The following is a 14,975-nucleotide window of genomic DNA, read 5'->3' as shown; positions in this document are numbered from 1 at the left end:
AAATATTGTGGTAAAAATTGAACAATCATAATGAAATACCATACTTTATAGAAACAATATATTGTTTGTTATAGGTGAAATACGAACTCTACGAATAATATAATAGCATTTAATATCTCAACGTCCGATAATATGCCCAAAGCAGGTTTCAACAGAAATAAATCCGAAAACTTATTTCTGTAATCTATCATAAAATAAACTAAAACCGCTATATTTGCATATTATATGATATGTTGAGCTATGACAAAAAGTACAATGGCTACCAAGCTACCAAGGAAATTGGAGCAGAAGATGCAGACAGTAGGTGAACAGATTCGGCTGGCCAGACTACGCAGGAATCTTAGTATTGCTCAGGTTGCCGAACGTGCCACCTGTTCACCTCTTACAATTTCACGCATAGAGAAAGGTGTACCGACAGTGGCAATTGGTATTTATCTTAGGGTGCTTTATGCACTTCAGCTGGATGATGATATTCTTCTGCTTGCAAAAGAAGATGCAATAGGAAAGGCCTTACAGGATTTGAGCCTCAAGAAACGAGAAAGAGCATCCAAAAAAGAATAAGGAATTAAAAGACTCTATGTATTTGCTGATTTTGATTGGCAGAAAGAACCAAGACTAATTTGAGCGCTGACTTATGAATCTCTATTTGTGGCTTTGATAGCTATGGATTTTGCTATAATGATGAATGCTCAAAGATTACATATATCTATTTTTTTAGTGATAACTTGAACAGTTATCTTGGTCAGCAATACACAGTTTCCGGCAAGGATATTTTCGGATGTTTTTCTGATGTCCTTTCAGATAGATGGGGACGTACATTAATAAATCGCAAGGAGCAGATTTTGACAAATGGAAAATAGCGTTCGGTGTGCGACTTTTAATTAATGATTTATCGAATAAGATAATTAGGAACTACGGAAAATACAAAGAAAATTCCAAATATTTTAGAAAATCTTCAAAGATAAATAATGATTATAATAACCGAATAATATATTTATATGTTGTATTTTGACGAATCCGGATATACTGGACCAGATTTAACTAATGTAAGTCAACCTTACTTTGCACTGGCTTCTGTTAAGATGACTAATGATGAAATTGCGTGCTTAAAAAAAGATATAGGCTATTATGAATGGGGAAAGGAACTTCATTTCAAAAGCATGTATACTAATCCTCAAGGCAGAGCCATATTAGATAAAATATTTAATCATCCACTTATGGATGCAAATCATGTACTCCCATCATTTGCCGATAAGCGATACTGCATATATGCCAACATTGTTAATATATTAGTTGAAACTATGTATTATAACAAAGGAATAAACTTGTATGAAGGAGCTAAAAATCTAATATTAGCAAATGGCTTGTATTATTTTGCTATTCGGCATCCAAATAAGGATTTAGTGGCAGAATTCGAGAAAAATTTTGTTACAATGGTTAGAACACCATCTGTAGCATCCGTTGCGGATTTCTATAGAACTACAGATAAATTAAGAGGGGATACTGGTACAGAGTCTGGATTTTTTGAGATGCTGTCAGAGATACCTTTAACTATTCAATACATTAAAGAGGCCTTGCCTTATATGAAATTCTATATCGATTTGACAATACCATTATTTTCTGTATCAGTCCAAGAATGGTATAAAAGAACTGGGGAAAAAGAGGATGTTCTTTTTGATTCTTCTGAACCATTCTTTGCAAACAAAGAGTTTATGGAATACCTAAGAGATATGGATGTTCCTGAAACTGTTGTAGGATATGGCAAAGGAAAGCATGTTTATCCTTTACCAATTGGTAATATAGAAATAGTTAAATCTCATGAAGAGTTTGGTATCCAGTTGGCTGATATCTTTGCTAGTGCTTTAGTTTTTGCTCTTACGCCACGTACTGATAAATTCGTGAAATATCAAAATAAGATAAGGCAACTCCCTATTTTCCAAAATATTAAGCTGAATATTGCACCATCTTCAATTGATTTTATTGAGGAAAGGATGCAGGATACAGCAGATATTGATCCTTTAGATTTTCTATGCATGTATGGCAATAGCAAAAACACAAAACAGGACTAAAAATGTATAGATATATTATTAACTGAAATTGTATAGAATCTTTTCGATATAACAGAATTTATAGTCGAGTAGCCCGCCATAAATGAAGACTGTTTATGGCGAGCTACTTTTTAGATAAAGAAACGGTAATCGTATGTTACACCGTTATATTGTCTTAACAAGTTTCCCACCTGTGCCAATGTATTAGAAGTGTCAATTGTGGCAGGTAACTTTGTATATAGATTAAACGAGTTCCAGTTCATCTTTGTAAATCCTAGAATTTCTTTAGCAATAGTTTCCAAATCTCCATGCCCATAGTATTTGGTAATTTTTAAAGGAGCAGGAATACAACGTCCTCCTTGGTAGTATCTGCGATTTGACTGTATTGAGGGAACTACTCCATGTGTCCATAACAAAGCATTTCTCGATGATAGTTTAATGCACGTTCCTCTATCAACTGGATATCCATCTTCAAGAAATTGACCATACATAATCTTCTCTGCAATAAACTTTAAATCATATTCTTGAGTGATTGTGATCAAATCAATTTCTGATATTCCTGCTTGCTTTAATGCGTTTGTTATACCTTCAATCTCATCATTCTTAAAAGGGGTTCGTTTATGAATTACAACTCTTTGAGGTAACTTTTCCATAGCGTCTTGAAAAAGAGCCAGTATATCCATTCCAAATTTATAAGCTTCTTCAAAATTTAAATAAGGATTTTTCTTTTTGTCAAATTGAGGATGTTCAACTTTTGACAGTTTATATCTTAATCCCTGTCCTTGTGCATTGTATATATGACTACAGCCTAAAACAACTTCAGCTTTACCTGAATATTGCTTTTTTATGCTATATCCAATTCCTGCATATGCTGTATTTTGATCTAAGTCTGCAAGAGTCCAGGGAGTTCTTAAAGCTTTTACAAATAGAGCTAAAGAGAGCCACCATGAAATTTCACATACCATCTTGTCATATAAAGTCTTTTCTTCTATAAATTGGGTTGTGAATCTATGTTGGGCGGCAAACGCTTTTATGTAGTTATGCAAATCAAATGTTTCTCCATGATAATTGAATTGTCTATAGTTGCTCCATGAATTAGGTATAAATATTAATAGCACAATTCCTGGGAACTGTTCTGAAAGTTTTTGCCCTTCTGTACAAATAGTTTTTGCTAAATTAATGGCACTTTTAGGATTATCATTTATTGATACCCATTTTTCAGAATGTGTTTCAGGTATTTCAAGTCTACAGTTATAAATATTACTAAAACCAGTATAATGATGTACATAGTCAGATAATTTATCTGCGGAAATTGTAGAATTTAGTCTTTTTATAAATTCACTAAATTTTGAAGAATAAGAAGCAGGACAGATACTGCCAATACATACATCTTTAGGGAATACATCAAAATATTTCGCATCGAAAGGCCTGTATTTTGATAATCCTCTCATCGGATTGTCATCATATGCAGGTTTATTAATGTATGGATTTATAAATTCAAGCTTGGGTTCGTTAATATGTATGCCATGATATAATGTTTGTTTTATGTTGTATTCCTTTGGAGAATATATCGTTGTGTTACCTTGTCCGCAATGGTGTATCTCAGCATAACCACGATTGTTGGATATTTTAAAGATAAAACCACTTCGTGAATTAACAGGTATCTCAAAACTTAATCTTTTACCATTAAACATTATATTACACCATTCTTGTAATTTCTTCTCATATTGCTGATTTCTCATTTTATCCAAATATTCATGAGAGTATTGTTGTTTGATCTCCTTTTTTATTTGGTCATTAGAAATAAAATAAACTGTTGGAGTAATTGAAAACAAGACATATTTCTCTTGTGGGACAAATGATAATCCACATTCAATAGCTTCATGTATTGTTACATTATTTTTATTTGCATAAATTTCTTTTTTATACAACCTATAACGCTTATAATCAACACCTAATCCTGTAATCTGGGAGATTCCATAAAGTACGGCTTTGAGAAATAATTCTTTAAAATAGCTGTTTTTTTCTATTTCATCAATAGAAATATGAACACGTTCAATTTCACTAATTAAATTTTTCCCAAAAACTTCATTGATAGTAGATACAGTTGAGATGGCATATACTTTGTCTTTATATGGTACAGCAATAAGGGGCTTTTCTTTAATCTTTTCTCTAAGATATTTCCATCTGTTTTCATTCTTATCGTATGAAATTTGAAACTGAAATATTTCATCGGGAAATGTAGCAGGAATTAGATTACTTTTCAGATATTTTTTTGTACTTCCATCATGTATGGAAAATGGAGTTGTCGTATTGTCTATACTTATTACTTTAAGTATTTCATTGATTTCCTCTTGTTTATTAGAATCTTCGTTAAAACAGAATTTTACAAGAGATAACATAACATTATCAAATCCGTTTGTGTCAATATAAAACGCTTGTCTTCCAGCAGATCGAATAGTTTGAATTAAATCTGCTATTTCAGGTGTAATATCCTTGCCGTAGCCACACCAATACAATCTTCCCGCTCCCTTATCCGTAAAAGCTTCTTTCAAAGCAAACATAAGGGATTTATCTCTTCCACTATATCCTATGATAATTAAATTTTTGTCAACAAAATAACGTCGCAAAGCTGAAACAAATTCACTATTTTGTGAGTCTAGTTCTTTCTCCGTATTTTTGAGTGTTCTAAATTTACAATCTCCATGTAAGGCTATATAAAGTAATTCATTTGAACTTTCTGTCCTATATATACGATCAACGCAATCAAGATTTATAGCTATAGGTGTTATATTGGCTTGTTGTGCAGCTCTTTCCACGAGTCCATCGAAATTTGTACTCCAAACAGATTTTACAATTCCATATTTATTCAGCAGACATAACAATTTATATCCTACATATGGACTTTTCCCATTGCACAGGCTTTCAAAATATTTAGTTCTGTCCGCATCTATTGGATATGAAGCTTCGGCATAAAAAGAATATTCTTCTGGACTCCCCAATTGTGGATATTTCCCTTGCACATCTAACCATTTCTGAATGATGTCTTTACTTAAATCAGATTTTTTTGGATCTACTAATTTTTTTTGATTACCTGATAATGATTGATATATTAAAAATTTCCAATCCCATATACAATCATTTGCCGATTGAATACCAGATGAGATGGATGCACCGGCACCTAATAGGACACCAAATGACCCATCTAAATTTTGTTTGATTGATCGTAAAAAAGCATCAAATTCTAAATATAAATTTTCGGGCATATTCATATTTATATTATAAGTCGTTGGTTATCGTGATTTTATTATTTCTCGTATATCTGACTCACAGCCTCGGCTGTTTCTTTCATCATTTGTCGTAATGACTCAGGGGCAATAACCTCTATTTGTGCACCAAACGAACGGAGCAAAGAACGTAACTCATAATTATTTTGGACTTTTAAGGTTATCTTCCAATATCCATCTTCAAGAGGTGTTGTCACTGCTGATTGAGATTCATGAAGTGGCTTAGTCACAATATATCCAATGGCTTTATCACTAACCTTTAAAATGACTTCTTCTACAGGAGCATTTGAACGCGAAACGCCGACGATATCGCTAAAGTATTCTTTAAAATCTATTCCTTCAGGTTGTATTATGTATGGTTTAGATGTTTCCTTTACTCCTTCGATTCTATCAATTGCAAAGTTTGATAGATAATCCGAGTCTTTATGTTTGCCGATCAGAAACCAGCGATTATTATATTGTTTAAGATGATAAGGAGTAACAATTACAATTCTAGCATCCTTCCCAAATGGATGATATATAATTTCAATGACCCTTTTGTTAACAATTGCATTAAAAATGGGTTTATAGTATAAATCCATTCCTTTAAGATAGGGATTATGCTGAAAACTTACAACTGAATCCAGATTATCTCCTAATTTACTGGTCGTATATAGTCTTTTTTCAAGGTCGTTTAACCACTCAAATTGTGGTACTCCATCGAAACGTTTAAGAAGTATCAATGCATCATAAATCAAATTGAGCTCTTCTTGATTGATAGGTTGATTTTTGATGGAAGCCCCTTTAGTATGGTATCGGTAATATTTTCTATGCCCATCTCGAATGGCATCTATATCCATACCATATCCTTCTTCACTTTCAATGAATTTTAGATCTTCTTGTACTTGACGTTTTTTTACTCCGCAACCATCTTTCGTTTCTCCATTATACAGATAGAGCGCTTCATTGCAGGCATCTACTAAATCCTCAATATAGTAACGCCTAGACCAATTGCTCAGGCATTTATCTATAATCTGGTATCTTAACTGTGCATTCTTATTTGTTGGCATAGGCAATACTATTTATCAAACAATACAAAGCTAATTATGAACAATGCAGTCTTTCTGCATTGTTCATAATCTTTTATATTAAATCTTCTAATTTATCTACTATTGCAGCAATTTCTGTAGAATCAATACTTCCGTTCTCATGGTCAACTGTAGTAAATAAATTTACTCCTTCGATGTAACCGATTGATTTATAAAAATCTCGTTTCTTTTCCCATGATTCCTTATAGGCGGGATTATCTAACATTCCTAAATGTTCCCAAAGAATGGTATCTCCAGATGCATCTTCAAAAGTAAAATCAGGAATACATCGGCGGCCGTTATCTTCTATCATTCTTTCATATTCAAAGTCAATACCTCGTTCATATAGCATATTAGCAATAATTACTTCAGACTTGCTACGTACGATTAAACCTGGCTTTAAGGTTGTGTGAATCAATCCTTCCACATATGGAATGTTTGAAATATCTTCACGAACAGATGTAGAGAAAAGATTTGTATTTCGCTTAGCTAAAACTGACATCTGAGGTTTAGTATACTCGATTAACCACGATATATTATCTTGTATCAACAGAATTAATTTCTTTCTTGCTCGTGTTAAAGCTGTATAGATTAGTTCACGTGAAAGTATACGTCCGCTTTTAGGAAGAACAACCAACACAGTATCAAAATCGCTCCCTTGACTCTTATGGATAGTTATAGCATAAGCCAAGTCTATTGTATTATCAGCCTCATCCGACTTAGAAGAATAATATGAAAATCTCTTGTTGGGTAACCCGGTAAAAACGACTGTCGATTTCTTTTCCCTCTTATTTGCATAATTAACAAAACCTATTTGACCATTTGAAAGTTGACATTCTTCTTTACTCGTAGATTTCTTGCGTTCATTCTTTAATTGAATGACCTTATCTAGAGCAGATATGGTAATAGGAGCTATTTCTATTGAAAAATTTTTATTTATACCAACCCACTCTTGGAAATACGAATTAATCTGAAATGTTCCCCATACCGGATTTCTTACCGGAGATAAAACCTGAAATCTTTCAACTTTTGACGGATCATTTAAGGCTTTATTTACATCGTCAAGTCCTATAGATTTACGAATCTTATCGGATAAAGATTTACCTTCCTCTTCTGGCAACTCTTTTTCAATGGCCTCTTTCAAACAGTCTTTAAGGTCGTTTTCATCATTCCAAGTATAAACAGCCAAGTCATTATTAAGATTTCCTTTGGCAACTTGCTCAAAAATGAGATCGGAATTCTTTGCAGGTTTTTCTCCAGAAAACCATGATGCTAAAGTCAATATGTCAGAGTCTTCTGTATTAATAGTTCTTACAACATATCGCAATTTTGTTATTGCCGATCTTAAATATTCGTCTTTATTATCCTTTAGGTAGTTAAATAAGTCTGCAAATGGTCTGCCAGGGCCAATAGGAGGTAATTGAAATGGATCTCCAATTAAAATTATTCGATTAATGTTCTTTAAATCCAATGCTTTCATTAAGACATAAAAGTCCTTACATGTAAGCATGGAACACTCGTCAATAATGACATTTTTTGCTCCACAATATTTACGTTTTTCTGCATCTTCAGGAACATAAGGTGTCATTGTAGCCCAGTCAAAGAAACCCTGACGCGTCAGAAATTGCGCAATAGTTAGGGCTTGAATACCTGCTGACATGTTGCCTAAGCGAACTCGTGCTTTCCCTGTAGGAGCCAAAAGGAGCGTACCTTCTGCTTTTATTTGTGGCGATTTTAAGAAAGCTCTGACAACTGTAGTTTTGCCTGTTCCAGCTGGACCTGCCAGCACAGAAAGGCGCTTACTGCAGAACATTTCCAATGCCTTTACCTGGTCAGCCACAGCATTACGGCATCGCTCATTTGCTTCATTGTAATCATCAATAGATGCTTTAACGATCGTATTCCAGTCTTCTTTTACTGGTGATTTGACGTCCTTTGAAGCACGACCTTTGAATATCTTACGCAAATAATCATCAATTTCTTTATATTCCTTCAACTGCAATGCACACCTGTCATCAGTATTAAGGTATACAGTTTTTTCTTCAATGAACTCTTTGTTTGACATTAAATAATTATATGGCAGTTGATGATTGTCCGCAGCCAAACAATCTTTTATATATAACTCAATCTCGTTTGCAGAAATTAATGTATCACCATCACAGAGACTTGCCACAAGTTTTGAAATGATAAATGAGCGGATCCTTCTATTATCAATTACAGATTCCACTAGTGAAGGAGCTTTTGGAGTCCATTTCCCTTGAATCTTAGGGTCAGCCATTACGCCAAGATCAATCATTTCGGTTGTAACCGGAAGATAATTTTCAATAAGACTCTCCTCGCTGATAATATATGGATTATTTAATAATTCATCGTAGCAATCAGGACAATCAAACCACCATTTTATTACTTCCGAATTTATTTCAAAACGTGATAGCAGTTCCAACACTTGTCTTTGGTTACTTAGAGTATTTTTCCAAAGAATACGATAATGAGTAAGTTCACTTTTATATACGGAATCAGGAAGAGACAATTCACCTTTCATCAATTTATCAAAGGCTTCCCATGGATTATCTTTAACCCCACAATATCCATTATTTCGTAAATCCTGTTCAATTATAAATGCATAATTTACTCCTATTGCTGATAGAGCCTCGGCGAAAGCAGGGAACGGACCTATCATATCCTTCACCTTTGCAATTTGGGAATCTATCCACAAAATTTGTTGTTTCCAGTTTCCTCCAACCAGCCCATGTTTAATAACCGATTCCAAGCACTTTCTGGCAACATTAAGAATAATCAGCATACTGTGATTGCTAACATAATCACAACCGTAGGATAATTCATTAAAGATAATCTGGCTATTACCTAACTTTGGGATAGTAATTTTTATTTCATCAATTACTTCTTGTTTCGATTTACCTGTTTGGGCTTTTACATAGTCTTCATCAAGTGACATATATTCATGGTATGGCAAAAGAAATCCTTTTGACTTCTTCAAATCAGTTCTTATGCCATGCTCAAAGATCAAATCCCAAAAAGGATATGTATAATCAGTTGTTGTGTCATATGTTTGTACCGGTAAAACTTTGGTGATTTCACCTATACCAACAATTAATTTTGCATCTTCATCAATTGGATTACCACTTTTGCAATAAAAAACTCCGAGTGAAGTACCGGCCTCTATATTTAATCTAAAGTGATTTAATATTTCAAACTGCCTCTCTTTTCCATATACCCAAGATGTAGGAAACGGTGCAGTTTCATCATCAGACAGATTCGGATATTTATGATTCAGTTCTTCCTGATAATCACGAGAAAGATATCGGAAAGGTATTCCAAAAAAGCTATATGGTTTAAGTTCTATTGTTGTAGGTAAGAGCTTTGCATGTGGAGTCTCTCCAAAAGCATAAACATGTTTGAAGATTCTTTTATATGGCTTCTCATTCATAAAGCCACCATTCTCGCCAACACAAGCAGGTAATTGATCTTGTTTGAGAGAGTTCCAATCCTTTCCTGCATACGTTTCTTCTTTGTTCTCATCTTTTCTTTCAGATATATTGTGAAGCATCATGCAGAATGGATTATTTTTCGGACATTGACAAATAGTTCCATTCCATTTATTATCGTGCCAAGGCACACGGATTGATATATGTTTCATGATAATCGTCTTATTTCGTATTAATATTATTTCCTACAATCTTGGCAAACGCATCAGCACATTTCTTAATATCTTCATACTCTGCTAGTTTTTTGCCACTAAGGTTATCGTCTGTCCAATCCTCAATATCTTTTGCATACACATCTTTGATGGAGCTTTGTAGTGATTCTATTTTAAGAGGAACAGGAAGGTTATTTATTTGCATATCATCAATGATTCTTTTGAAATAAGCAAAATCACCTTCTATGATAAATCCCTTATCTGCTGCTATACGATAAATCGCAATCCAATGTCTTTGCTTGCTCAAAGGTGACTTTTTAGGATCATATCCAATAAACTGGCAAATGCTCTTTTTCAGAGTTGCGATTCGTTTTTCTTCTGGCCAATTCTTTACGTCCGCTTCAGCGACCAATTGCTGATCATCATTTTCTTCATTATAATATGGATGCAACTGAATTACTTTATGGACATAAGAATTTTCTTTGTGCACACTTTCTGACTTTTGTATTTCATGTCCATTCATTTCCAGGTCTGTAATAGATGAACCCGTGGAATAGAAATACATGGTTAGGATAATGCTGATTGCAGTATCAACTTCCTTTTCTGAAGCGGTAGGAGATATATGTGATTCACTGTTTCTCCAGCCTTTAATGAGCATAAGGTATTGATATAGCTGCTGCTTTCCTTCATCCGTGCTGTATTTCAGATTCCATAGACATTTGTGGGCATAAATCACGTTTTTCCAAGTTACATCTTCACCGGGATTTTGGGCAGGAACTTCATGGCCTTTCATCAGATAATACAATTTCTTCAGATATGCCTCAAACTTGGTGACTAATAAATTAAATGCCACAAACTTATCTACGATAGTTGCTCTCTTACCGTATAGATTGGTAAATGCCCGTTGGATAAACATGCCTACATTGTCCAAAGAGTCAATTGACGGTGTGTCTATCACATAGAATACGCTGTTTATAATCTCATCGATAGGACGCATTTGTGGAAGTACTGCGGTCAAAGTTGTTTTCAGAATGCTCCGAATATTATCCTTTATGACGGCCACGTCTACATGCTGTACTTCGTCTGTAATAACGTCTTCGTCTTGCGGCACCTGTTCTTCTTCGGATTGATAATTCTCTTCCATATTCAAGTACGCTTTCAGAATACGTTCTCTACAACTGCTGTCCAAAATAAACTCTCGAAGTAATTTGTCTGCTTTGGGAATAACCAGACGAGCTGGGACTTCTGTACCTTCTACTTTGGTAATGAACTCACGAGTTTTGGCCATGTTCAATGTCAGTTTCAAATTGTCAAACTGACTGAACTCATTCAGATTCTGTTCCGTTACATTACGACTCATGATGTGCTCCAGTTGACTGGCGTTTATACCGGTCGCTTCGGCCAGAATCATTACTTGTTTGTGCAATTCGCGGAATTGGTATTCTGCGATATAATCATAAATCGTCTTACCTGGCGACAGGTGTAAATCTCCACTTTGCAGGTCGTGTAGGATAATCATTGCCGTACGCTGATCCTTTTGTGAAAGAGATGCAAATGTTTTGTGCAACTCTTTAAAGGCTTCTTTGGTCAGTTCGCTTCCCGGACCGGACATATAGAGGTTCTTGATGAACTTCACAAACTTGGAGTTGATATATTCGGCATCAATCGTACCCGTACCTGTTTCTGTGATATAGGTGTCAATAGGATAGTCAAAATCATCTCTTTCCGTACTGCCCCCTCCATTACCTTCAAACAGTTCCCTGTATCGTTGCAGCAGAATAAGGTAAGTCTGTTCGTCCAATTCCATCTTGACGTAGGTATAAGTATCGCCATGCTGGAACTCATATTCATCCTTATCCCATGTGAATCCTTGCAGCTTGGCTGCTTCCAGCAGATGAGTCATCTGGCTGAAATCTTTGGCAAACATATTCCTGTCTTCTCTTGCTTCTGGCAATTTTGTAAAGTTTTCGATTTTTTGTGCCTGGAATATATCCCTTATGTGCAAGAACTTCTGGTTGATATTTGTCAGATTACTTTCCAGTTTATCGACAAAAACACCTAACGGCCTGTCCACATATACATCGAGTGCATCATTGATATTCTGCTCCATGGTGTAAGGGAAGGAGTAATAGCGGATAATGCCGAAAGGCTTGTCCGGACCAAACAAGCGGTTGGTACGTGAGAACGACTGGATAATGTCCACATATTTCATTACCTTATCCACATACAGCGTATTTACCCATTTGGAATCATAACCTGTCAACATCTGCGAAACTACAATAAGCAAGTCTATCTGCTGTGCGTGATCATGTTCTATATTGAGGTAAGGCTTCTTATGTGCCAGTCTTTTGGCCACATCCTTTTTGTATTTGGCGTAGGTGGAAAGCTGGAATGTTGTTCCATATTTCCGGTTATAGTCATCCAGCATCTCCAGCAAGGCATCTTCCTTGGCGATTCCGCCATCAGAATTGTCTATGTTGTTGTCGAATACGGCCACCACATTCAGAGAAGAATATTGCTCCTTGAATATCCGATAATAAGCTATTGCCTCAGGTATATTCTTTGTAGCTAGAATGGCGTGGAATTTACCGTTCTTGCTCAGTTTATCCCTTCCGCTTGCGATGTCGGCAGCAACAGCCTGATGATGAACAGGCTGCTGATACAAGTCTTTAGGCAGATAATGTTCTATTCCGTGTAAGGTTTCATCTCCTTCCTTATAAGTGTCCGGCATCTTCAGTTCGTTCATGAATCGGTTGTAAACAACCATTTTCTGCTCGTCATTTTCAATCTCTTCAATGCTATTTACCTTCAGTTGAGAGAATGCCACTTTTTCGCGAAGCTCATTGTCATCGTAGGTTCTTACCATATACGGATCGAATCCCAATACGTTGTGGTCAGGGATTCCATTGGCGATGGTGTATTTATGAATCATGTCGCCGAATATGGTTTCGGTCATGATTTCATGCTTGGCGTTTTCTTTAAACACCGGTGTGCCCGTGAAGCCGAAAAGCAAAGCTCTTTTGAATGTATTCTTGATACCTATCAGCATATCGCCGAACACACTACGATGACATTCGTCTATGATGAATACCAGTCGTTTGCGGTCTATCAGATCAATATCGTCCTGCGAAATATCTTTCCCGGCCTTGATGTTCGACATCTTCTGAATAGAGGTCACAATCAGGCGGTCGTCGTTATCCGTACTTTTGAGTTTGCTCAACAGGATGGCTGTATTCTGCGTATCTTGAATCGCTTCGTCTTCTCCCGCAAATCCACGATATTCGTCCAACGATTGCACGCTCAGCTCGATGCGGTCCAATAGAAATACCACTTTGTCGGCATCGCCGGAATTGGCAATGAGTTGTGCCGATTTGAAACTGGTCATGGTCTTTCCGGAACCAGTGGTATGCCACACGTATCCGCCACGATGCTGGTGGGTATCCCAGTTGGTCTTATGCGTTATGTCGCTGATTTTACTGGCTGCAAAATACTGATAGCTGCGAAGTACTTTCAGTGTCTTGTCCTTATCGTCGGCAATAGTATAATAACCAATTAGCTGATGAGCCATGGGGATGCTGAGCAAGTCGGATACAATTCGTCTCCAGTCTCGTATAACGGTGTTGTTAAAGTCTTCCCAATGGAAATAGAATTCCGGCTTGAAATTCTCTTCTTTCCCCGGATTGGCAAAATAGAGTGTTTCTTCCGGTGTCATGGCTACAAAAATCTGTACCATCTTAAAGATACCGTTGCTGAATACGCCTTCGTGGGTATAACGCTTAATCTGGAAGGTAGCCTGACTCACATCTACTTTTGAACGCTTCAGTTCGATATGAATTACCGGCATGCCATTGATGAGCAACATCACATCGCCCCGTCGGTCACCGCCCAACGGGTGCGAAGCCTTGAAACGAGGTTGTCGGGCAATCTGATAGCGACTCTGTCCGGCACTGATTTCACGTGCATCGAAAATCTTCAGATAAACTTCCTTGCCGTAATTGTTGGTATCGGCGGGGTTGTCGCGTTTGATGCATACCTGTCCGCCATTGATAAACATATTCATGGCGTATGGGCTGTCGCACAGATTCACCTGATCGATGATTTGGCGCATCTCACTTGCGGTAAGCGGACAATTGCCCAATTTATTGATGTCTCTGTTGTTGTCGAAGAGAATCTTGGCCCAGTTCTGAATCAAATCTTCTTCTGTGGGTTGTACAAGGACTTCCTTTTCCCAACCATGATGGGGGAGAAGGTCAACCAAGGCTTGTTCAAACTGACTTTCCTTGACGAAATATTGTATGTCGTTTATATTATCCATATTTACTTCCTTAAAGGTTTGAATGATATTTATACAAACATTTTATCCAGACAAGCTGCCTTGATTTGTTTTAACTTCTCAAGGCGCTGGGTTTGGAGAGAGATTTGTTTATCAAGATTACAGAAATAGGATGCTATTTTTTGTTGTTCTAGTTTTGAAGGTATAAAAAAATCCATCTCTTTAAACTCATCAAAACTTATTGTACGGCCATCTCTAATTCCGTAAGTAATAAGTTCTAATCGTTTTATAAATTCTTTAGATGTAAAAATATATTTCCAGAAATAATCATAATGAAATTCCTTATTTTTGAATTCCATTACAGTATATGCAGGAGATACAATTCCTTCAATATTAGAATGAGCAAATCCTCCTTGAAATGATCTCAGATGTATAATAAATTGGCCTGGTAAAATATGTTTATAGGTCGTTTCATTTGATTTATCATGAAATACCTGATATCCAATATCACTTCTTTTAACCATTCCTTTATCTTGAGTAGCTGATAAAACGGGTAAATCAGGACGATTTCTTACGTTTGTTGTTCCTCAAATCCGCAACTAAGCTCTTCAGCGTCCTTCTTGCGTCTAAACGTCCTCTCAT

General features: G+C 36.0%; 7 protein-coding genes and 1 pseudogene. 3 read left to right on the top strand and 5 right to left on the bottom strand.

Going from position 1 to position 14,975, the window contains the following annotated elements:
* The first annotated feature begins 240 nt into the window (after window positions 1-240).
* The 3 genes and pseudogenes from DWY57_RS19985 (at window position 241) to DWY57_RS19975 (ending at window position 2,069) form a co-directional block, all read left to right on the top strand.
* Window positions 241-561, top strand: coding sequence for a helix-turn-helix transcriptional regulator (locus DWY57_RS19985; protein ID WP_035449458.1), 321 nt, complete (start codon window positions 241-243; stop codon window positions 559-561).
* Window positions 562-564: 3 nt separating this feature from the next.
* Window positions 565-845: pseudogene (locus tag DWY57_RS21470) on the top strand (type II toxin-antitoxin system HipA family toxin); the annotation flags it as partial.
* 153 nt (window positions 846-998) lie between these two features.
* Window positions 999-2,069 carry a DUF3800 domain-containing protein gene (locus tag DWY57_RS19975; RefSeq protein ID WP_035449457.1) on the top strand — a complete coding sequence of 357 codons (1,071 nt, stop codon included), beginning with the start codon at window positions 999-1,001 and terminating at the stop codon, window positions 2,067-2,069.
* A gap of 110 nt (window positions 2,070-2,179) precedes the next feature.
* Here the strand turns inward: DWY57_RS19975 and DWY57_RS19970 are convergent, their stop codons facing one another.
* From DWY57_RS19970 to DWY57_RS19950, 5 genes are all read right to left on the bottom strand, one after another.
* The gene (locus DWY57_RS19970; protein WP_035449661.1) at window positions 2,180-5,314 is read right to left on the bottom strand and encodes an SIR2 family protein; all 3,135 of its coding nucleotides are present in this window, start codon (window positions 5,312-5,314) and stop codon (window positions 2,180-2,182) included.
* A 41-nt stretch (window positions 5,315-5,355) separates the two neighbouring features.
* Window positions 5,356-6,384, bottom strand: a complete 1,029-nt coding sequence (locus DWY57_RS19965) for a WYL domain-containing protein (protein WP_035449455.1) — start codon at window positions 6,382-6,384, stop codon at window positions 5,356-5,358.
* A gap of 73 nt (window positions 6,385-6,457) precedes the next feature.
* On the bottom strand, window positions 6,458-10,060 hold the full coding sequence (locus DWY57_RS19960; RefSeq protein ID WP_224205345.1) for an ATP-dependent RecD-like DNA helicase: 3,603 nt from the start codon (window positions 10,058-10,060) through the stop codon (window positions 6,458-6,460).
* A gap of 10 nt (window positions 10,061-10,070) precedes the next feature.
* Window positions 10,071-14,375, bottom strand: coding sequence for an HsdR family type I site-specific deoxyribonuclease (locus DWY57_RS19955; protein WP_035449453.1), 4,305 nt, complete (start codon window positions 14,373-14,375; stop codon window positions 10,071-10,073).
* Between the two features lie 29 nt (window positions 14,376-14,404).
* Window positions 14,405-14,857 carry a restriction endonuclease subunit S gene (locus tag DWY57_RS19950; RefSeq protein ID WP_119962325.1) on the bottom strand — a complete coding sequence of 151 codons (453 nt, stop codon included), beginning with the start codon at window positions 14,855-14,857 and terminating at the stop codon, window positions 14,405-14,407.
* Window positions 14,858-14,975: the final 118 nt, after the last annotated feature.

The organism is Bacteroides sp. AF25-5LB (assembly GCF_003602965.1).
GTDB classification, from domain to species: domain Bacteria; phylum Bacteroidota; class Bacteroidia; order Bacteroidales; family Bacteroidaceae; genus Bacteroides; species Bacteroides uniformis.
This window is presented reverse-complemented; position numbering and strand designations above follow the sequence as displayed.